General features: G+C 73.1%; 23 protein-coding genes. 3 read left to right on the top strand and 20 right to left on the bottom strand.

Going from position 1 to position 18,542, the window contains the following annotated elements; genetic code table 11:
• Window positions 1–91 precede the first annotated feature (91 nt).
• The 9 genes from trpA to hisI all read right to left on the bottom strand — a co-directional run bounded on the left by trpA (window position 92) and on the right by hisI (window position 7,076).
• Window positions 92–907 carry a tryptophan synthase subunit alpha gene (gene trpA / locus ACH4D3_RS34115; protein WP_398330405.1) on the bottom strand — a complete coding sequence of 272 codons (816 nt, stop codon included), beginning with the start codon at window positions 905–907 and terminating at the stop codon, window positions 92–94.
• Window positions 904–2,187 (bottom strand): tryptophan synthase subunit beta, encoded by a 1,284-nt coding sequence (gene trpB / locus ACH4D3_RS34110; protein ID WP_398330402.1) that lies wholly within the window; start codon window positions 2,185–2,187, stop codon window positions 904–906. Before trpB ends, trpA begins: the two co-directional genes overlap by 4 nt.
• Before the next feature lie 112 nt (window positions 2,188–2,299).
• Entirely contained in the window at window positions 2,300–2,494 is a 195-nt protein-coding gene (trpM, locus tag ACH4D3_RS34105; RefSeq protein ID WP_398330399.1) for a tryptophan biosynthesis modulator TrpM, read from the bottom strand.
• Between the two features lie 20 nt (window positions 2,495–2,514).
• Window positions 2,515–3,324, bottom strand: a complete 810-nt coding sequence (gene trpC, locus ACH4D3_RS34100; RefSeq protein WP_030866604.1) for an indole-3-glycerol phosphate synthase TrpC — start codon at window positions 3,322–3,324, stop codon at window positions 2,515–2,517.
• A 117-nt stretch (window positions 3,325–3,441) separates the two neighbouring features.
• Complete coding sequence (locus tag ACH4D3_RS34095) at window positions 3,442–3,888, bottom strand: DUF2752 domain-containing protein (protein ID WP_398330396.1); 447 nt, start codon at window positions 3,886–3,888, stop codon at window positions 3,442–3,444.
• Window positions 3,889–3,982: 94 nt separating this feature from the next.
• A complete protein-coding gene (locus ACH4D3_RS34090) occupies window positions 3,983–4,234 on the bottom strand; it encodes an HGxxPAAW family protein (RefSeq protein ID WP_398330393.1) in 252 nt (83 codons plus the stop codon).
• A gap of 156 nt (window positions 4,235–4,390) precedes the next feature.
• Window positions 4,391–5,026 carry a TIGR02234 family membrane protein gene (locus ACH4D3_RS34085; protein WP_011028113.1) on the bottom strand — a complete coding sequence of 212 codons (636 nt, stop codon included), beginning with the start codon at window positions 5,024–5,026 and terminating at the stop codon, window positions 4,391–4,393.
• An 83-nt stretch (window positions 5,027–5,109) separates the two neighbouring features.
• A complete protein-coding gene (locus ACH4D3_RS34080) occupies window positions 5,110–6,618 on the bottom strand; it encodes an anthranilate synthase component I (protein ID WP_268256352.1) in 1,509 nt (502 codons plus the stop codon).
• A gap of 11 nt (window positions 6,619–6,629) precedes the next feature.
• On the bottom strand, window positions 6,630–7,076 hold the full coding sequence (gene hisI, locus ACH4D3_RS34075; protein ID WP_398330390.1) for a phosphoribosyl-AMP cyclohydrolase: 447 nt from the start codon (window positions 7,074–7,076) through the stop codon (window positions 6,630–6,632).
• 81 nt (window positions 7,077–7,157) lie between these two features.
• Between hisI and ACH4D3_RS34070 the strand changes: the two genes are divergently transcribed.
• Complete coding sequence (locus tag ACH4D3_RS34070) at window positions 7,158–7,793, top strand: TIGR03085 family metal-binding protein (RefSeq protein ID WP_398330387.1); 636 nt, start codon at window positions 7,158–7,160, stop codon at window positions 7,791–7,793.
• Window positions 7,794–7,803: 10 nt separating this feature from the next.
• Here ACH4D3_RS34070 and ACH4D3_RS34065 read toward each other — a convergent pair whose 3' ends face one another.
• The 11 genes from ACH4D3_RS34065 to hisD form a co-directional block, all read right to left on the bottom strand.
• Window positions 7,804–9,066 carry an MFS transporter gene (locus tag ACH4D3_RS34065; protein WP_398330384.1) on the bottom strand — a complete coding sequence of 421 codons (1,263 nt, stop codon included), beginning with the start codon at window positions 9,064–9,066 and terminating at the stop codon, window positions 7,804–7,806.
• Between the two features lie 4 nt (window positions 9,067–9,070).
• Window positions 9,071–9,445 (bottom strand): hypothetical protein, encoded by a 375-nt coding sequence (locus ACH4D3_RS34060; protein WP_365617972.1) that lies wholly within the window; start codon window positions 9,443–9,445, stop codon window positions 9,071–9,073.
• Entirely contained in the window at window positions 9,442–9,660 is a 219-nt protein-coding gene (locus ACH4D3_RS34055) for a hypothetical protein (protein WP_018545641.1), read from the bottom strand. Before ACH4D3_RS34055 ends, ACH4D3_RS34060 begins: the two co-directional genes overlap by 4 nt.
• A gap of 67 nt (window positions 9,661–9,727) precedes the next feature.
• Window positions 9,728–10,483, bottom strand: a complete 756-nt coding sequence (gene hisF / locus ACH4D3_RS34050) for an imidazole glycerol phosphate synthase subunit HisF (protein WP_398330380.1) — start codon at window positions 10,481–10,483, stop codon at window positions 9,728–9,730.
• The gene (locus tag ACH4D3_RS34045; RefSeq protein ID WP_398330377.1) at window positions 10,480–10,884 is read right to left on the bottom strand and encodes a RidA family protein; all 405 of its coding nucleotides are present in this window, start codon (window positions 10,882–10,884) and stop codon (window positions 10,480–10,482) included. Before ACH4D3_RS34045 ends, hisF begins: the two co-directional genes overlap by 4 nt.
• 16 nt (window positions 10,885–10,900) lie before the next feature.
• On the bottom strand, window positions 10,901–11,623 hold the full coding sequence (gene priA / locus ACH4D3_RS34040; protein ID WP_003976766.1) for a bifunctional 1-(5-phosphoribosyl)-5-((5-phosphoribosylamino)methylideneamino)imidazole-4-carboxamide isomerase/phosphoribosylanthranilate isomerase PriA: 723 nt from the start codon (window positions 11,621–11,623) through the stop codon (window positions 10,901–10,903).
• Between the two features lie 35 nt (window positions 11,624–11,658).
• Complete coding sequence (gene hisH / locus ACH4D3_RS34035) at window positions 11,659–12,306, bottom strand: imidazole glycerol phosphate synthase subunit HisH (RefSeq protein WP_398330374.1); 648 nt, start codon at window positions 12,304–12,306, stop codon at window positions 11,659–11,661.
• Window positions 12,303–12,467, bottom strand: coding sequence for a hypothetical protein (locus tag ACH4D3_RS34030; RefSeq protein WP_003976764.1), 165 nt, complete (start codon window positions 12,465–12,467; stop codon window positions 12,303–12,305). Before ACH4D3_RS34030 ends, hisH begins: the two co-directional genes overlap by 4 nt.
• A gap of 3 nt (window positions 12,468–12,470) precedes the next feature.
• Entirely contained in the window at window positions 12,471–13,064 is a 594-nt protein-coding gene (hisB, locus tag ACH4D3_RS34025) for an imidazoleglycerol-phosphate dehydratase HisB (RefSeq protein WP_398330371.1), read from the bottom strand.
• Entirely contained in the window at window positions 13,061–14,170 is a 1,110-nt protein-coding gene (locus ACH4D3_RS34020) for a histidinol-phosphate transaminase (protein WP_398330368.1), read from the bottom strand. The genes hisB and ACH4D3_RS34020 overlap by 4 nt, the downstream gene beginning before the upstream one ends.
• Window positions 14,167–15,492 (bottom strand): histidinol dehydrogenase, encoded by a 1,326-nt coding sequence (hisD, locus tag ACH4D3_RS34015; protein ID WP_398330365.1) that lies wholly within the window; start codon window positions 15,490–15,492, stop codon window positions 14,167–14,169. The genes ACH4D3_RS34020 and hisD overlap by 4 nt, the downstream gene beginning before the upstream one ends.
• A gap of 199 nt (window positions 15,493–15,691) precedes the next feature.
• On the opposite strand from hisD, the gene ACH4D3_RS34010 reads away from it, so the two are divergent.
• Together ACH4D3_RS34010 and ACH4D3_RS34005 are read left to right on the top strand one after the other, a co-directional pair.
• Complete coding sequence (locus tag ACH4D3_RS34010) at window positions 15,692–17,269, top strand: oxidoreductase (RefSeq protein WP_398330362.1); 1,578 nt, start codon at window positions 15,692–15,694, stop codon at window positions 17,267–17,269.
• Window positions 17,270–17,449: 180 nt separating this feature from the next.
• A complete protein-coding gene (locus tag ACH4D3_RS34005) occupies window positions 17,450–18,541 on the top strand; it encodes a hypothetical protein (protein ID WP_398330359.1) in 1,092 nt (363 codons plus the stop codon).
• Window position 18,542 lies beyond the last annotated feature (1 nt).

Below are 18,542 nucleotides of genomic sequence, written 5' to 3'. Positions count from 1 at the left end.
ACGAACCGGGGAGGCGCAGCGCGCCTCCCCGGTCCCAGGTCCACTCGTACGAGGGACCTCTGTCATGTGCTCGTCCGTCCCACGGCGACGGTCACGCCTGTCCGCGCACGCCCTTCGCCAGGTCGGCGGCGAGCGCGCGGACGCCCTCCAGGCCGGCCGCGTCGTCGGGCGCGTCCAGCATCCGCTTGACGAAGGCCGAGCCGACGATCACGCCGTCGGCGAAGCCGGCCACCTCGGCGGCCTGGGCCGCGTTGGAGACTCCGAGGCCGACGCAGACCGGGGTGCCGGTGGTGGCGCGGGTGCGGCGCACCAGGTCCTCGGCCTGCGCGCCGACCGACTCGCGGGTGCCGGTGACGCCCATGAGGGAGGCCGCGTAGACGAAGCCGCTGCCGGCCGCGGTGATCTCGGCGAGCCGCGCGTCCTTGCTGCTGGGCGCGACCACGAAGACGGTGGCGAGCCCGTGCTTGTCCGCGTGCTCCCGCCACAGCGCCGACTCCTGGACCGGCAGGTCGGGCAGGATGCACCCGGCGCCGCCCGCCTCGGCCAGCTCGGCGGTGAAGCGCTCCACGCCGTAGCGGTCGATGGGGTTCCAGTACGTCATGACGAGGATCGGTTTGCCGGTGGCCTCGTGGGCCTCGCGGACGGTGCGCATCACGTCGGCGATCCGCACGCCGCCGCGCAGCGCGATGTCGTCGGCGGTCTGGATCACCGGGCCGTCGAGCACCGGGTCGCTGTGCGGCAGGCCGACCTCGACGACGTCGGCGCCGCCGTCGAGCGCGGCCTTGACCGCCTCGATGCCGCCCGTCACGGTCGGGAACCCGGCCGGGAGGTAGGCGATCAGGGCGGCGCGGCCCTCGGACTTCGCCGCCGCGAGGGTGTCGTTCAGCAGCTGTACGTTCCCGCTCACTTGGCGTCCCCCTCGATCTCCGCGGCGCCGGTCTCGTCGGCGGCGACCTCGGCGTCCGTGTCGTACAGCCCGAAGTATCGGGCGGCGGTGTCCATGTCCTTGTCGCCGCGGCCGGACAGGTTGACCACCAGCAGCCCGTCCTTGCCCAGCTCCTTACCGATCTCCAGGGCACCGGCCAGCGCGTGGGCGCTCTCGATGGCCGGGATGATGCCCTCGGTGCGCGACAGCAGGCGCAGCGCCTGCATGGCGGCGTCGTCGGTGACCGCGCGGTACTCGCCGCGGCCGGAGTCCTTGAGGTAGGCGTGCTCGGGGCCGATGCCGGGGTAGTCCAGGCCGGCCGAGATCGAGTACGGCTCGGTGATCTGGCCCTCGTCGTCCTGGAGGACGTAGGACCGGGAGCCGTGCAGGATGCCGGGCTCGCCCGCGGTCAGGGTGGCCGCGTGCTCGCCGGTCTCCACGCCGTGCCCGGCGGGCTCGCAGCCGATGAGGCGGACGCCGGTGTCGGGGATGAAGGCGTGGAAGAGGCCGATGGCGTTGGAGCCGCCGCCGACGCAGGCGATCGCGGCGTCGGGCAGGCGCCCGGCCTGCTCCAGGAGCTGGCGCCGGGCCTCCACGCCGATGACGCGGTGGAAGTCGCGGACCATCGCCGGGAAGGGGTGGGGCCCGGCGACGGTGCCGAACAGGTAGTGGGTGCGGTCGACGTTGGCGACCCAGTCGCGGAACGCCTCGTTGATCGCGTCCTTCAGCGTGCGGCTGCCGGACTTCACGGCGATGACCTCGGCGCCGAGCATGCGCATGCGGGCCACGTTGAGCGCCTGGCGGCGGGTGTCGATCTCGCCCATGTAGATGGTGCAGTCGAGGCCGAAGAGGGCGCAGGCGGTCGCCGTGGCCACGCCGTGCTGGCCCGCGCCGGTCTCGGCGATGACGCGGGTCTTGCCCATGCGCTTGGTGAGCAGGGCCTGGCCGAGCACGTTGTTGATCTTGTGCGAGCCGGTGTGGTTCAGGTCCTCGCGCTTGAGGAAGATCCTGGCTCCGCCGGCTTCGGCGGCGAACCGGGGGACCTCGGTGAGGGAGGACGGGCGGCCGGTGTAGTGGACGAGCAGGTCGTCCAGCTCGCGGGCGAACTCCGGGTCGGACTTGGCCTTGTCGTACTCGACGGCGACCTCGTCGACCGCCGCGACCAGGGCCTCGGGGATGAACTTGCCCCCGAAGGCGCCGAAGTAGCCCTCGGCGGAGGGGACTTGACCCTCCGGGTCGGGGATGAAGAAGTTGCTGGGCATGCGTGTACCTCACGGTGAGTGTCTGATGTGACCGGTCGCCGTGGGGGCGGGGCTGTCGGTCGGCCGCGAGACCGTCGTGGCCGGTCGCGCCCGCGCGACGGAGTCGCGAAATTCAGTACAGCCCCGCGCCCCTCACGGGGCGCGTGAGCCATCGCATGCCGTTGACCTGCCCGGGCTCGTCTCCGATGACGTACCGCACCCGGCGGCCGTGGACCCGGCGGGCGGGGGCGCGGCAGCCGCGGGGGCGGCAGCCGCGCGCCAGGCGCGCGTACGGGTCCCGGGAGGCCGGGACGAGCGGAAGCGTCATGGGAGTCAGCCTACCGGGGGTCAGCCCCGGCCGTGGCGGAGTGCGGGATGCTCGCCGGCCGCCACCAGGTCGGAGACCGCCGTCTTCGGGTCGCGGCCGGTGACCAGCGACTCGCCGACCAGTACGGCGTCGGCGCCCTCGTTGGCGTAGGCGATGAGGTCGTGCGGGCCGCGGACGCCGGACTCGGCGACCTTGACGATGTGCGCGGGGATCTCCGGCGCGACCCGCTCGAACGTGCCGCGGTCGACCTCGAGTGTCTTCAGGTTGCGCGCGTTGACGCCGATGACCTTGGCGCCCGCGTCCACGGCGCGCTCGACCTCGTCCTCGTCGTGCACCTCGACCAGCGGGGTGAGACCAATGGACTCGGCGCGCTCGATCAGCGACTCCAGGGCCGGCTGTTCGAGGGCCGCGACGATCAGCAGCACGAGGTCGGCGCCGTGCGCGCGGGCCTCCCACAGCTGGTACGAGGTGACGATGAAGTCCTTGCGCAGCACGGGGATGTCCACGCGGGCGCGGACCGAGTCCAGGTCGGCCAGCGAGCCGCCGAAGCGGCGCTCCTCGGTGAGGACGGAGATGACGGCGGCGCCGCCCGCCTCGTAGTCGGCGGCGAGTCCGGCCGGGTCGGCGATGGCCGCCAGCGCGCCCTTGGAGGGGCTGGAGCGCTTGACCTCGCAGATGACCTTGACGCCGTCGCCGCGCAGCGCGGCCACGCCGTCCTTGGCGGGGCGAGCCTTGGCCGCGCGCTCCTTGAGCTCGTCGAGGCTGACGCGCGCCTGCCGCTCCGCGAGGTCGGCACGGACTCCGTCGATGATCTCGTCGAGCACACTCACGCGAGCGGCCCCCTTTCAGACGGCAAAACGTGTGGTCACTGTGATGGTATCCGCAGCCGGGCACCGGGCCCGCATCCGCCCGATCCCAGTCCCAGTACCTGGACGTCCCGTGGACGATCAAGGCAGGAGCCAGCCACCGAACGGCAGGTTCCGGACAACGGTGAAGACCAGCAGCAACGTCCCCAGCGTCCACAGGTGGACCGGTCCGAGGTCGACGCGTACGGGACGGCCCCGGGCCGCGCGGATCACCCAGACGGTCCACAGGACGGCGAAGCCCAGATAGGCGAGGACGGCGGGCGCGTTGGCGTGCAGCGCGGCCGTCAGGTCGCCGTGCACGAAGGCGTGGGCGCTGCGCAGGCCGCCGCAGCCGGGACAGTAGACGCCCGTGAAACGCAGCAGCGGGCAGACGGGGTAGTGGCCGGGCTCGTAGGGGTCCACGCTCCCCACGTAGGCGAAGGCCCCGGCGACGGCCGCGAGCACTCCGGCCGGAACGGCGAGCCGGAGGGCCGCGCCGCGCGGCAGGGGGATGCTGGTCCGGCCGGGTTTCCCGCTCTCGACGTCCACGCCCGCATTCTGCCCCCGGCGGCCCCCATCCGCACGTGAGGGGCGGTCCCGGCACGGTGGTGCCGATCCGCCCCTCGGGAGGTCCGTGTCCGGGTCAGCCCTTGGCGCCGGCCTGCACACGCTCGCCCGCGACCTGGTGCACCATGTGGTTCTGCTTCGGCTGGCCGAGGCCCATCATCTTCATGACGTAGCCGACGGCACCACCGAGGAGCACGACCGCCATGCCGGCCCAGAAGCCCCACGGCTGGGCCGCCACCATGAACATGCCCGCGATGCAGAAACCGATGAAGGCGATGATGACACCGGTCCAGGCGGCCGGGGTGTGACCGTGGCTGCTGCCCGCCATTGCTTGCTCCTCGTTGCTGTGTGCCATGTCTGAGCAGGACGCTCGGACCCATTGTCCCGCACCGGGGCACGCGCCGTGAGCGGGGGTGCTCCAGTGGGTGAACGCGGGCCGGGACACGGGGCGGGAGGGGGTGCGGGCGGCGGGTCCGGACGCGGGTCAGGCGCTGGTGGGGTCCTCGCCCCGGTCGATGGCCTTCCACAGGTCCTCGGGGCGGTCCGGGTCGACGGTCTGCGGCCTGCGCCGCGGGGCGCCGCTGCGTTCGTAGCGTCCGGACATCGCGGGCCACTGGCGGCCGTAGCGCAGCGCGAGCAGCCCGGCCAGCAGCAGCAGGGCGCCGCCCACGGCCGCGACGTACGGCCAGGCGGTGTGGGAGAGCGCGTCGACGGTGGCCGAGGTGTCGCCTGCCGCCTTCGCGGCCTGGTCGTCGAGCGCGGAGCTGTCGGAGGCGCCGGCCAGCGCGGCGGCGACGGTGCCCGCGCCGCTCAGCGCGAGCAGCGCGGCGACGGCGAAGCGGCCGGCCCGGCGGACGGCGAAGACGGCGACGAGCGCGGCGAGCCCGACTATGGCGAGCGACGCGGGTACGCCCGTGACGTCGCTGCCCTTGGCGGTCAGGGTGAACGCGCCGCCGGCCACCGTCGCGGTGCCCTCCGCCCACTCCTGCCGGGTGGCGAGCAGGGCGACGGCGGCGCCGAGCGCGCCGCACAGCAGGGCGACGGCGAGGCTCCGGCGGCCGGCCCGGGCGGGGCCTGCGGCTGGGGTACGGGGGTGAGGAACGGCTGTCACGTACTCCACTATCACCCGAACCCCGGGCGAACCGTCACCCGGGGTTCGCATTGGGGGCGTGAGAATCGCCCCACCGGTCCGACCGGTTGGCCCTATTGCGCCAGCCGGTTGGCCGTGTGTACGGCCCTCAGCACGGCCGCCGCCTTGTTGCGGCACTCGGTGTCCTCGGCGACCGGGTCGGAGTCGGCGACGACGCCCGCGCCCGCCTGGACGTAGGCGGTGCCGTCGCGCAGCAGGGCGGTGCGGATGGCGATGGCGGTGTCGGAGTCGCCGGCGAAGTCGAGGTAGCCGACGCAGCCGCCGTACAGGCCGCGCCGGGAGGGTTCGAGTTCGTCGATGATCTGCAGGGCGCGCGGCTTGGGCGCGCCGGAGAGGGTGCCGGCCGGGAAGCAGGCGGTGAGGACGTCGAAGGCGGTGCGGTCCGGGGCGACCCGTCCGGTGACCGTCGAGACGATGTGCATGACGTGCGAGTACCGCTCGACGGACATGAAGTCGACGACCTCCACGGAGCCGGGCTCGCAGACGCGTCCCAGGTCGTTGCGGCCGAGGTCGACGAGCATCAGGTGCTCGGCGCGTTCCTTGGGGTCGGCGAGCAGTTCGTCGGCGAGGGCCTGGTCCTCCTGCGGGGTGGCGCCGCGCGGGCGGGTGCCGGCGATGGGGTGCACCAGGGCGCGCCCGTCCTCGACCTTGACCAGCGCCTCGGGGGACGAGCCGACGACGTCGAACCCGTCGAGGCGCAGGAGGTACATGTACGGGGAGGGGTTGGTGGCCCGCAGGACCCGGTACACGTCGAGCGCGCTCGCCGTGCAGGGCGTCTCGAACCGCTGGGAGGGGACGACCTGGAATGCCTCGCCCGCGCGGATGCGCTCCTTGATGTCCTCGACGGCGTCCTGGAAGTCGGGCCCGCCCCACAGCGCCGTGTACTCGGGCAGCTCGGAGGGCGGCAGCGCGGCCGGGGGCTGGGCGACGGCGCGCGTGAGGTCGGCCTCCATGGCGTCCAGGCGGGCGATCGCGTCGGCGTAGGCGTCGTCGACGCCGGTCTCCAGGTCGTTGTGGTTGATCGCGTTGGCGATCAGCAGGACCGAGCCCTCCCAGTGGTCCATGACGGCGAGGTCGCTGGTGAGCAGCATGGTCAGCTCGGGGAGCTTCAGGTCGTCCCGCTCGCCGGGGCCGACCTTCTCCAGGCGGCGCACGATGTCGTAGCCGAGGTAGCCGACCAGGCCGCCGGTGAAGGGCGGCAGGCCCAGGTCGTGGGCGAGGTCGCGCGGGGTGTGCAGGGCCTCGACGGTGGCGCGCAGGGCGGCGAGCGGGTCGCCGTCGGTGGGGACGCCGACGGGCGGGGTGCCCTGCCAGTGCGCCTGCCCGTCCTTCTCGGTGAGGGTGGCGGCGCTGCGGACGCCGACGAAGGAGTACCTGGACCAGGATCGTCCGTTCTCCGCGGACTCCAGCAGGAAGGTGCCGGGGCGCTCGGCGGCGAGCTTGCGGTACAGGGCCACCGGGGTGTCGCCGTCGGCGAGGAGCTTGCGGCTGACCGGGATCACCCGGCGGTCGGCGGCGAGCTTGCGGAAGGTGTCGAGGTCCATGTCATGCGTGACGTCCATGGCGGCAGACCCTACTGATCCGCGCCGGGCGCGTCGGCGCCCGCGGCGTCTTCGGCGGCCCCGGAACCCTCGGAACCCTCGGTGAGGAGCACGTCGGTGTCGAAGCAGGTGCGGGTGCCGGTGTGGCAGGCGGCGCCCACCTGGTCGACCTTGACGAGCACGGTATCGGCGTCGCAGTCCAGGGCGACGGACTTCACCCACTGGAAGTGTCCCGAGGTGTCGCCCTTGACCCAGTACTCCCGGCGGCTGCGCGACCAGTAGGTGCAGCGGCCGGTGGTCAGCGTGCGGTGCAGCGCCTCGTCGTCCATCCAGCCGAGCATCAGCACCTCTCCGGTGTCGTACTGCTGGGCGATGGCGGGCAGGAGTCCGTCGGCGCTGCGCTTGAGCCGGTCGGCGATCTCGGGGGCGAGGGGGCTGGGCCGTCCGGGGCCGCCGCCGGTGGGGGAGCTGCTGGTCATGCGCCCATTGTGCCGCGCGGGGCGGACACGCCCCCGGGACGTCCATTGGGCGGACCCGGCCGGCCGCCGTAGGCTGACTCCATGTCGACTTTCGCCAAGCGTGAACGACTTCTGCTCGCGGACCTGTTGGAGACGGCGGGTCCGGACGCCCCCACCCTGTGCGAGGGCTGGCGGACCCGGGACCTGGCCGCGCACGTGGTGGTGCGCGAGCGGCGTCCGGACGCGGCCGGGGGCACCCTGATCAAGCCGCTGGCGTCCCGCCTCGACCGGGTGATGGAGGAGTACGGCGCCAAGCCCTACGAGGAGCTGCTCCAGCTGATCCGCACCGGCCCGCCCCGCTTCTCCCCCTTCCAGCTCAAGCAGGTCGACGAGGCGGCGAACACGGTCGAGTTCTACGTCCACACCGAGGACGTCCGCCGCGCCCAGGACGACTGGTCGCCGCGCGAGCTGGACCCGGTCTTCCAGGACGCCCTGTGGTCCCGCCTGGAGCGGGCCGCCCGGCTGATGGGCCGCGGCATCCCGACGGGCCTGGTGCTGCGCCGCCCGAACGGCCAGACGACGGTCGCCCACCGGGGTACGCCGGTGGTGACTGCGACGGGCGAGCCGTCCGAGCTGCTGCTGTTCGCGTACGGCCGGCAGGGCGCCGCGAAGGTGGAGCTGGCGGGCGAGGAGAACGCGATCGCCAAGCTGCGGGAGACGAAGCAGCTGGGCATCTGACCTCGGCCGCTCACTTCGGCAGCTCGGCCCGCCGTACGCCCGGCGCGCACAGGGCGACGACCCCGCCGAGGCCGCACACCACGGCGCTGACGGCGAAGACCGGGCCGGTGCCCCAGACGCCGATGGCGGCGGCGGACAGCGGCATGCTCAACGGGGCGATGCCCAGGCTGACGATGCCGCCGACGGCCGTGACGCGCCCGAGGAGAGCGGGCGCGGACTGCGTCTGGAGCAGGGCCCCGCAGAGCGCGCCGCTGAGGCCCGCGAGCAGCCCGATGAGCAGCGCGGTCCCGACGGCCACCGGAAGGGCGGGGGCCTGCGCCAGCGCGCCGATCGCTACCGCGCCGGGGACGAGGGCACCGGCCACGACGTACCCGGCGTGCGGCACGCGTCCCCGGACGGTCAGCAGCAGGGCGGCGGCTCCGGCGCCGACCCCGAAACCGGCGAGCACCCAGCCCATGCCTGAGGCTCCCCAGCCGCGCTCGTCGGCGAGCAGGGTGAGGCCGACGTTGAGGGGGCCGACGAAGCCGAGGTCGCCGAGGGCGATGGTCACCATGAGCGGGCCGAGCACGCGGTGCCGACGGACGTAGCGCAGCCCGCCCACCAGGTCCCGCCAGGCGGTGGTCTCGCGTGCGGCGTTCGCGTCGTCGGCCGGCAGGTCACGCATCCGTACGGAGATCAGCAGCGGCACGGACACGGCGATCAGCAGCCCCGCGAACGCGAAGGCCGCCGCCGCGCCGCCGAGCGCCACGCCGAGCCCGCCGAGCGGTGCGCCCACGACGGCGGCGAAGCGCATGGCGAGACCGCGCATGCCCTGGACGCGGGCGAGCTGGTCCTTGGCGGTGATGCGGGCGGGGAGCGCCCCGACGGCGGGCATGAACACGGCGTCGACGGTGCCGAAGACGACGGCGAGCAGGGCGAGGAGCCACAGCCCGGGGTCGGTCGCGAACAGCACGGCGGCGACCGCGAGAACCGCGGCGCACCGTACGGCGTCGCTGCCGATGACGACCCGGCGCGGCCCGAGCCGGTCGGCCACCACTCCGCCGCCGAGCATGAGCAGCGCCCGGGGAACCGCGCTGACGGCGGTGACGACGCCGGCCTGGGCGGGGCTGCCGTTCTGCACGGCGGCCCAGGACAGCGCGAGGAAGAAGACCATGTCGCCGACCGCGGAGGCGGTGTAGGCGGCGACCCAGCGCAGGACGTTGCCGTCGCGGTGGGCGGGGCGGGCGGGAGTGGGACCGGCCTGCCGGTCGGCTATGCCGGGGAGGTCGGACACCTGGTCAGGCAGCCCAGTCGCGCAGCAGGCGGGCGGTTTCGTTGAGGTCGGCCTCGTCGCTGCGGATGTCGGAGACGAGTTTGGCCATCTCCCCGTACGGCAGCTCGAAGGGCATTCCTGACTGCTCCATGTACTCCCAGGCGCAGGCCACACCGATGGAAGCGTTGTAGTCGGTGAAGGGCCTCAGCCGCAGCGCGGTGTGCAGAAACGTCGCGGCCCGCGTGGGCACCTCTTCGTAGTAGGCCTCACCGGCGACCCGCTCGTACCTGTGCCGCTCGACCATGCAGTGCAACGAGCCCCAGTCCCGGATCGGTGTGTTCTGCGGAGACACGTTCACCTGGATGTTGAGGACCCAGCCAGTGTCCACGTACAGGGTCACCGCAGTCCCTTCGGGAAACGCTCTTCGAAGTCGGCCATGATCTCGCGGGCCTTCTTCGAAGCCCCCTCCACGAACCGCTGCTTCTGCCGTCGGCGCACCACGTCCTCGGTCAGTATGTCGTGCGCGAGACGCTTGATCGCGACGCCCTGCTCCTTGGCCTCCGCGCGCAGCTCGGCCAGCTCTTCCTCGGTGAACTCAATCGTGATCCCAGGCATATGAGCACCTTAGCGAGGCCGCCACCGGGATCACTACCATGTTCACTACCGAGGGCGACCTCTCGAACTACCGGACGGGGCGGCCCGCCTCGCGCAGGGCGGTCTTCACCTCGCCGATCCGCAGGTCGCCGAAGTGGAAGACGGAGGCCGCCAGGACCGCGTCCGCGCCCGCCTCGACCGCCGGGGCGAAGTGGGCGAGGCGGCCCGCGCCGCCCGAGGCGATCACGGGGACGCTCACGTGCTTGCGGACCGCCGCCAGCATCTCCAGGTCGTAGCCGTCCTTCGTGCCGTCCGCGTCCATCGAGTTGAGCAGGATCTCCCCCGCGCCCAGCTCGGCTGCCCGGTGCGCCCACTCCACGGCGTCGATGCCGGTGCCGCGCCGGCCGCCGTGGGTGGTCACCTCGAAGGTGCCCGCCTCGGTGCGGCGGGCGTCGACCGACAGCACCAGGACCTGGCGGCCGAAGCGCTCGGCGATCTCGCGGATCAGGTCGGGGCGGGCGATGGCGGCGGTGTTGACGCCCACCTTGTCCGCACCGGCCCGCAGCAGCTTGTCGACGTCCTCGGCGGTACGCACCCCGCCGCCGACGGTCAGCGGGATGAACACCTGCTCGGCGGTGCGGCGCACCACGTCGTAGGTCGTCTCGCGGTTGCCCGACGAGGCGGTGATGTCCAGGAACGTCAGCTCGTCGGCGCCCTCGGCGTCGTACACCTTGGCCATCTCGACGGGGTCGCCCGCGTCGCGCAGGTTCTGGAAGTTGACGCCCTTGACGACCCGGCCGTTGTCCACGTCCAGGCAGGGAATGACTCGGACCGCCAGGGTCATGAATCCACGGCTCCTCTATACGCTTCCACTTCGACCGACACCAGAACCCGCGAGTCGATGAAGCCCTCCACGACCAGCAGGGTCGTGGCAGGCCGTACGGAGTCGAACAGCTCCTTGTGGGCGCGGCCCACCTCATCGACATCGCGCGAATGCGCCAGGTACACACGGGTCCGGATCACGGACTCGATGCCGAGCCCGAACTCGGCGATCGCCTCGGCGGCGGTGCCGAAGGCCACCTTGGTCTGTTCGTACGGGTCGCCCTCGCCGTAGAGCATGTCGCCCTTGAAGGCGGTGGTGCCCGCCACGATGACACGATCACCCGCCGCCACGGCGCGGGCGAAACCGAAGGACTCTTCCCAGGGGCTCCCGCTCTGCACGCGCCGTACGGCTTCGGATGTCATGACACGGTGTCCGATTTCACGACGTAGCCTCCAAGGCTTCTTCCAGGGTGAACGCCTTCGCGTACAGGGCCTTCCCGACGATGGCCCCCTCGACACCGGCCGGGACGAGCCCGGCGATCGCGCGCAGGTCGTCCAGCGAGGACACGCCGCCCGAGGCCACTACCGGGCGGTCGGTGGCCGCGCAGACGTTCTTCAGGAGCTCCAGGTTGGGGCCCTGCAGGGTGCCGTCCTTGGCGATGTCGGTGACGACGTACCGGGCGCAGCCCTCCTTGTTCAGGCGGTCCAGCGTCTCGTAGAGGTCGCCGCCGTCGCGGGTCCAGCCGCGGCCGCGGAGCGTGGTGCCCCGTACGTCCAGGCCCACCGCGATCTTGTCGCCGTGCTCGGCGATGACCTTGGCGACCCACTCGGGGGTCTCCAGGGCGGCCGTGCCCAGGTTCACCCGGGTACAGCCGGTGGCGAGGGCGGCGGCGAGGGTGTCGTCGTCGCGGATGCCGCCGGACAGCTCCACCTTGATGTCCATGGCCTGCGCGACCTCGGCGATCAGCGCGCGGTTGTCCCCGGTGCCGAACGCCGCGTCCAGGTCCACCAGGTGCAGCCACTCGGCGCCGGAGCGCTGCCAGGCGAGGGCGGCCTCCAGCGGGGAGCCGTAGGAGGTCTCGGTGCCGGACTCGCCGTGCACGAGGCGGACGGCCTGGCCGTCGCGGACGTCGACGGCGGGGAGGAGTTCGAGCTTGCTCATCTCTACCGGGCTCATCTCTTCTACCGGGCTCATCTCTAGAGGGTTTCGATCCAGTTGGTGAGGAGCTGGGCTCCGGCGTCGCCGGACTTCTCGGGGTGGAACTGGGTGGCCCACAGCGCGCCGTTCTCCACGGCGGCCACGAAGGGCTCGCCGTGCCTGGCCCAGGTGACCCTGGGCCGGGCGATCAGCGGGTTGTGCGACTCCTGGGTCCACTCGTGGACGGCGTAGGAGTGCACGAAGTAGAAGCGGGCGTCGGCGTCCAGGCCGGCGAAGAGCTGGGAGTCGGCCGGTGCCTCGACCGTGTTCCAGCCCATGTGGGGCACCACGTCGGCCTTGAGCGGTCCGACCGTGCCGGGCCACTCGTCCAGGCCCTCGGCCTCCACGTCGTGCTCGATGCCGCGCGAGAAGAGGATCTGCATGCCGACGCAGATGCCCATGACCGGACGGCCGCCCGACAGCCTGCGGTCGACGATCCAGTCGCCGCGGGCGGCCTTCAGGCCGTCCATGCAGGCGGCGAAGGCGCCGACGCCGGGGACCAGCAGTCCGTCGGCGTTCATCGCCTTGTCGTAGTCGCGGGTGATCTCGACGTCGGCTCCCGCGCGCGCGAGGGCGCGCTCGGCGGAACGGACGTTGCCGAAGCCGTAGTCGAAGACGACGACCCGCTTCGGGTTCACCGGGGTCAACTCCAGACCTCCAGCCTCAGGACGCCCGCGAGCAGACACATGCCGGCGCCGATGGAGAGCAGCACGATCAGGCCCTTGGGCATCTGCTGCTTGGCGAAGGAGTAGATGCCGCCGAGGAAGAAGAGACCGACGACGATCAGTGCGGTGGACGTACCGTTCATGGGTTACAGCGCGCCCTTCGTGGAAGGCAGGATTCCGGCGGCGCGCGGGTCGCGCTCACAGGCGTAGCGCAGGGCCCGGGCCAGCGCCTTGAACTGGCACTCCACGATGTGGTGCGCGTTGCGCCCGTAGGGCACGTGCACGTGCAGGGCGATCTGGGCCTGGGCGACGAAGGACTCCAGGATGTGCCGGGTCATCGTCACGTCGTACTCGCCGATCATCGGCGCCATGTTCTCGGGCTCGGTGTGCACGAGGTAGGGGCGGCCGGACAGATCGACGGTGACCTGGGCGAGGGACTCGTCCAGCGGGACCGTGCAGTTGCCGAAGCGGTAGATGCCCACCTTGTCGCCGAGGGCCTGCTTGAAGGCGGCGCCCAGCGCGAGGGCGGTGTCCTCGATGGTGTGGTGGGAGTCGATGTGCAGGTCGCCGTCGGTCTTCACGGTCAGGTCGAACAGACCGTGCCGGCCGAGCTGGTCGAGCATGTGGTCGTAGAAGCCGACGCCGGTGGCGATGTCGGTCTTGCCGGTGCCGTCGAGGTCGATCTCGACGAGGACCGAGGTCTCCTTGGTGGTGCGCTCCACGCGCCCTACGCGGCTCATGTGTGCTGCTCCTTCTTGACTTCACGTACCGCGTCGAGGAACGCGTCGTTCTCCTCCGGGGTTCCGGCGGTGACCCGCAGCCACCCCGGCACGCCGTTGTCCCGGACCAGGACGCCCCGGTCGAGGATCTTCCGCCAGGTCGCGTGGGAGTCCGCGAACCGCCCGAACTGGACGAAGTTGGCGTCGGACTCGGTCACCTCGTAGCCGATGGCGCGCAGTTCGGCGACCAGCCGGTCCCGCTCGGTCTTCAGCTGCTCGACGTACTTCAGCAGCGTGTCCGTGTGCTCCAGAGCGGCCAGCGCGGTCGCCTGCGTCACGGCCGACAGGTGGTAGGGCAGCCGTACGAGCTGGACGGCGTCGACGACGGCCGGGTGCGCGGCCAGGTAGCCGAGGCGCAGGCCCGCCGCGCCGAACGCCTTCGACATGGTGCGGGAGACGACCAGGTTCGGCCGGCCGTCCAGCAGCGGCAGCAGGGAGGCGCCGTGGCTGAACTCGATGTACGCCTCGTCCACCACGACCATGGAGGGCTTGGCGGCCTGGGCGGCCTCGTAGAGGGCGAGGACCGTCTCGGCGGGGACCGCGTTGCCGGTGGGGTTGTTGGGGGTGGTGACGAAGACGACGTCCGGGCGGTGCTCGGCGATCGCCTTCTCGGCGGCGGGCACGTCGATGGTGAAGTCCTCGTGCCGCGGCCCGGAGATCCAGCCGGTGCCGGTGCCGCGCGCGATGAGGCCGTGCATCGAGTACGACGGCTCGAAGCCGATCGCGGTGCGGCCCGGCCCGCCGAAGGTCTGCAGCAGTTGCTGGATGACCTCGTTGGAGCCGTTGGCCGCCCAGACATTGCCCACGTCCAGCGGGTGTCCGGTGGTGTCCGTCAGGTACCGGGCCAGCTGGGTGCGCAGCTCGACCGCGTCCCGGTCGGGGTAGCGGTTGAGGTCGCGGGCGGCCTCGCGGACCCGCTCGGCGATCCGCTCGACCAGTGCCTCGGGCAGCGGGTAGGGGTTCTCGTTGGTGTTCAGCCGTACCGGCACGTCCAGCTGGGGCGCGCCGTAGGGGGACTTGCCGCGCAGCTCGTCCCGTACGGGGAGATCGTCGATGCCGAACGTCACTTGCTCTCCGGGACCTTCCACTCGAACCTCGCCTTGATCGCCGCGCCGTGCGCGGGCAGGTCCTCCGCCTCGGCCAGCGTCACCACGTGCCGCGCGACCTCGGCGAGCGCGTCGCGCGTGTAGTCGACGATGTGGATGCCGCGCAGGAAGGACTGCACGGACAGGCCCGAGGAGTGGCAGGCGCAGCCGCCGGTGGGCAGGACGTGGTTGGACCCGGCCGCGTAGTCGCCGAGCGAGACGGGCGCCCAGGGGCCGACGAAGATCGCGCCGGCGTTCCTGACCCGGTCGGCGACGGCGGCGGCGTCGGCGGTCTGGATCTCCAGGTGCTCCGCGCCGTAGGCGTCCACGACGCGCAGGCCCTCGTCCAGGCCGTCGACGAGGACGATCGCGGACTGGCGGCCGGCCAGGGCCGGGCGGATCCGGTCCTCGATGTGCTTGGTGGCCTCGACCTGCGGCTGCAGCTCCTTCTCCACCGCGTCCGCCAGCTCCACGGAGTCGGTGACCAGGACGGCGGCGGCCAGCGGGTCGTGCTCGGCCTGGCTGATCAGGTCGGCGGCGACGTGCACCGGGTCGGCGGTCGAGTCCGCCAGGACGGCGATCTCGGTCGGGCCCGCCTCGGCGTCGATGCCGATCTTCCCGGTGAAGAAGCGCTTGGCCGCGGCGACCCAGATGTTGCCGGGGCCGGTGACCATGTTGGCGGGCGGGCAGGACTCGGTGCCGTAGGCGAACATCGCGACGGCGGTGGCGCCGCCCGCGGCGTACACCTCGTCGACGCCGAGCAGGGCGCAGGCGGCCAGGATGGTGGGGTGCGGGATGCCGCCGAACTCGGCCTGCGCGGGCGAGGCGAGCGCGATCGAGCCGACCCCGGCCTCCTGCGCGGGCACCACGTTCATGATCACGGAGGACGGGTAGACCGACCGGCCGCCGGGCACGTAGAGCCCGACCCGCTCGACCGGGACCCACTTCTCGGTGACCGAGCCGCCGGGCACGACCTGGGTGGTGTGCGTGGTGCGGCGCTGCTCGCGGTGGACGAGGCGGGCGCGGCGGATGGACTCCTCCAGCGCGGCGCGCACGTCCGGGTCCAGGCCCTCCAGGGCGCGGGTCAGCTCCTCGGCCGGGACACGCACCCGCTCCAGCCGGACGCCGTCGAACTGCTCGGTGAAGTCGATCAGCGCCGCGTCCCCGCGATGATGCACGGCCTCGCAGATCGGACGCACCTTCTCCAGGGCGACCGAGACGTCGAAGTCGGCTCGGGGCAGCAGGTCGCGCAGGGCGGGGCCCTCGGGGAGGGCGTCGCCGCGCAGATCGATTCGGGAGATCACGGAACCAATTCTCTCAGACCCGCGTCCGGCCCGGTCCGCGCGTATCAATGGCTGATACAGAACGCGACGGACGTCACCGCCCACGGTGAACTCGCGCGATCCGTGCTCACTTTGAGTGTTCAGAAGGTCACGCAGTGGGCATGAACGGTTGTACGAAGAGTGAGCGACCGGCGAGTAGGTGGGGAGGGAGTGAAGCACCGTGACCGAGGGGGCCGGCCACCGTGACGGAGAGCTGCCGGACGACCTGACCACGGCGGAGGCCGGCATGTGGCAGGCCTTCCGCAACGGCAGCGTGTACGACCTGAGCAGCGGCGACGCACTCGTCGACGACCCGCACGGCGGGCAGCCGTGGGGGCCGGAGCGGACCGTGCGGGCCCGCGTCGTGTGCTGGCTGCTTCTCGACGGCCCGCCGGCGCTCGCGGGCCGGGTGTCCTCGCTGCAGCTCGTGGGGGTGCGGATCAGCGACACGATGGATCTGGCGGGCGGCACGGTGGTGCCCTACGTCGAGCTGCGCCGCTGCCGCTTCGAGCGGGAGGTGCTGCTGCCGGAGACCCGGTTCACGACGGTGCGGCTGGTGGACTGCGCGGTGCCGCGCCTGGAGGCGGCCCGGCTGCACACCGAGGGCGACCTGCACCTGCCGCGCTCCCGCTTCCCGGGCGGCATCCGGCTCACGGACGCGCAGATAGGCACCGACCTGCTGCTCAACCAGGCGATCGTGCACCGGGACCGCAGCGGGCGTTCCATCGCGGCGGACGGCATGACCGTCGGGCAGGACCTCCAGGCCGAGATGCTGGAGTCGCACGGCGAGGTGAGCCTGCGCAGCGCCCAGGTCGGTGTGTCGCTGAGCCTGCGCGGCGCCCGGCTGCTGAACCCGTACACGCGGCACGCGCTGAACGCCCCGCAGCTGACGGTGGAGCGCACGCTGTACCTCACCCCGGCGGGCCTCGGCAGCCCGCTCCTTCGGGGCACCACGCCCGCGCAGGGCACCCGCATCCAGCGCTTCGAGTGCGAGGGCGGGGTGCGGCTCGACGACGGGCGGTTCGGCGACGCGCTCGACCTGGAGCACGCCCGGTTCACCTTCACCGACGACCAGGAGCTGTCGCTGCGCCGGGTGCAGACGCCGGAGCTGCGCTTCCTGGGCGAGCGTCCGGCGCGCGGGCGGGTGGTGCTGTCGGGGGCGCGGGTGGTCAACCTGATGGACCGGGCGGACAGCTGGCCGGGCCCCGGCCGGCTGCACATGGGCGGCTTCGCCTACGAGAACCTGGTGCCGCGCGGGCCGTTCCCGCTGCAGAAGCGGCTGCGCTGGGTGGGCGCCGCGACCGCCGAGTACAACCCGGAGCCGTACGAGCGCCTGGCCGCCGTGCTGCGGGCCGGCGGCGAGGACGAGGACGCCCGCGAGGTGCTGCTCGCCAAGCACCGCAGGCGCCGCGAGAGCCTGCCGGTCGCCGCGAAGCTGGTGGGCTACGCCCAGGACTGGACGGTCGCCTACGGATACCGGCCGGGCCGGGCGGCGGTGTGGATGGCGGTCCTGTGGGCCGCCGGCTCCCTCGCCTTCGCGCGCGCGGACCCTCCCCCGCTGAAGAGCGGCGAACACCCGGACTGGAACCCGGCCCTCTTCGCCCTCGACCTCCTCCTCCCGGTGATCGACCTGGGCCAGGCCGGCTCCTGGCAGCTCCACGGCGGCTGGCAGTGGCTGTCGACGGCCCTGGTCCTGCTGGGCTGGGTGCTGGCGACCACCGTGGCGGCGGGCGCCACCCGCCTCCTCCGCCGAAGCTGACCCCTCCGGCCCCCTCCAGCCCGGACACGTCCCGCCGACGGCGGGAGGAGCCGCCGGGGTCCCCCGCAGGAGTGGCGCGCGTGGTGCGGGTGGTGCGGTTGGCACGGGTGGGGACCCGAACGGCCGACGGCGGGGCCGAGGCCGCACAACCATCCCGAACCCTCGGCCGTCGTACTGGCCATGCTGCGCGCGTTCCTGCGGACCGCGGCCGCCCGGGCCCGGTCCCGGTCGCCCCGGCCCGCCCCAGACGACGACGTGCTCCTCGACGCCCCCGACGACCGCCTCGCCCCGGCCCTCGTCGCCGCGGCCCACGGCGAGTACGGCCCCGCGGCACGCCTCCTCGCCGGTACCCGCCAGGCCGCCGAATGGGACCACCGCGACCGTTACGCGACCCGGCTCGCCGCCTTCGCGCGCTTCCGCTCCGAGTGGCTCGACACCTGGCGCGCCACCGCCCCGGACGATCCGGACGCCCTGCTGGTCGCGGCCCGCCTGGCGGTCCACCGCCACTGGGACTCACCGGCCCGCACCGAACTCCTGCGCCAGGTGATCCCCGCCGTGGTCGCCGCCGCCGAGGGGTCCGGCCCCGCCGACCCGGTGCCGTGGCGGACCGCGCTGGACGCCGCACGGGGCGCGGGCGCCGGACACGCCGAGTTCGAGCGCCTGTGGGAGCAGGCGGTCCGCCGCAGCCCGCACCACTACGGCAGTCATGTCGCCGCCCTGGAGTACCTGGCCGCCGCCTCGCCCGACGCCCACGGCGAGTGCCTCGACTTCGCGGAGACGGCCGCCCAGGAGGCGCCCGAGGAGGCGCTCGTACGGGCGCTGCCGCTGCACGCGGCCTACACCTGCCTGACTGCCACCGACACCGGCTCCGACACCGGCACCTGCACCGGCCGCCGCACCGACGTCGGCGCGGCCACGGCCGCCGTACGCACCCACCGCCCCCGTCTGGACGCCGCCGCCGACCGCGCGATCACCCTCTCGGCGGCCCACCCGGCGGCCGATCCCTGGGCGGCGGAACTGCGGAACCTGCTCGCCTACGTCCTCCTGCGCCTGGAACGCCACCGGGACGCGGCGGAGCAGCTGCGGCTGACCGGCCCGTACGTCACGTCCTTCCCGTGGGACCGGGACACGGACGACCCGCTCGGCGGCTTCCTGCGGGTGCGCGCGGACGTCCGTGCGCACCCCGGGGAAGCGGTCCCCGCGACCGGGACGGCGGCTCCGGGGCGGCCACGGAACGGGCACGGCGAACGCGTCCGCCCCGGCGACCATTAGG

It is taken from the genome of Streptomyces sp. NPDC018026 (assembly GCF_044327745.1).
In the GTDB taxonomy this organism is placed as follows: Bacteria; Actinomycetota; Actinomycetes; order Streptomycetales; family Streptomycetaceae; genus Streptomyces; species Streptomyces rubrogriseus.
This window is presented reverse-complemented; position numbering and strand designations above follow the sequence as displayed.

What these genes read in the sequence shown, in the direction of transcription:
- hisF (WP_398330380.1), bottom strand. Translation starts at nt 10,483, where the DNA reads ATGACCCTGGCGGTCCGAGTCATTCCCTGCCTGGACGTGGACAACGGC.
- ACH4D3_RS34005 (WP_398330359.1), top strand. Translation starts at nt 17,450, where the DNA reads ATGCTGCGCGCGTTCCTGCGGACCGCGGCCGCCCGGGCCCGGTCCCGG.
- ACH4D3_RS34090 (WP_398330393.1), bottom strand. Translation starts at nt 4,234, where the DNA reads ATGGCGGGCAGCAGCCACGGTCACACCCCGGCCGCCTGGACCGGTGTC.
- trpM (WP_398330399.1), bottom strand. Translation starts at nt 2,494, where the DNA reads ATGACGCTTCCGCTCGTCCCGGCCTCCCGGGACCCGTACGCGCGCCTG.
- ACH4D3_RS34055 (WP_018545641.1), bottom strand. Translation starts at nt 9,660, where the DNA reads ATGCCTGGGATCACGATTGAGTTCACCGAGGAAGAGCTGGCCGAGCTG.
- ACH4D3_RS34030 (WP_003976764.1), bottom strand. Translation starts at nt 12,467, where the DNA reads ATGAACGGTACGTCCACCGCACTGATCGTCGTCGGTCTCTTCTTCCTC.
- hisB (WP_398330371.1), bottom strand. Translation starts at nt 13,064, where the DNA reads ATGAGCCGCGTAGGGCGCGTGGAGCGCACCACCAAGGAGACCTCGGTC.
- ACH4D3_RS34070 (WP_398330387.1), top strand. Translation starts at nt 7,158, where the DNA reads ATGTCGACTTTCGCCAAGCGTGAACGACTTCTGCTCGCGGACCTGTTG.
- ACH4D3_RS34080 (WP_268256352.1), bottom strand. Translation starts at nt 6,618, where the DNA reads ATGGACGTCACGCATGACATGGACCTCGACACCTTCCGCAAGCTCGCC.
- trpB (WP_398330402.1), bottom strand. Translation starts at nt 2,187, where the DNA reads ATGCCCAGCAACTTCTTCATCCCCGACCCGGAGGGTCAAGTCCCCTCC.
- ACH4D3_RS34045 (WP_398330377.1), bottom strand. Translation starts at nt 10,884, where the DNA reads ATGACATCCGAAGCCGTACGGCGCGTGCAGAGCGGGAGCCCCTGGGAA.
- hisI (WP_398330390.1), bottom strand. Translation starts at nt 7,076, where the DNA reads ATGACCAGCAGCTCCCCCACCGGCGGCGGCCCCGGACGGCCCAGCCCC.
- priA (WP_003976766.1), bottom strand. Translation starts at nt 11,623, where the DNA reads ATGAGCAAGCTCGAACTCCTCCCCGCCGTCGACGTCCGCGACGGCCAG.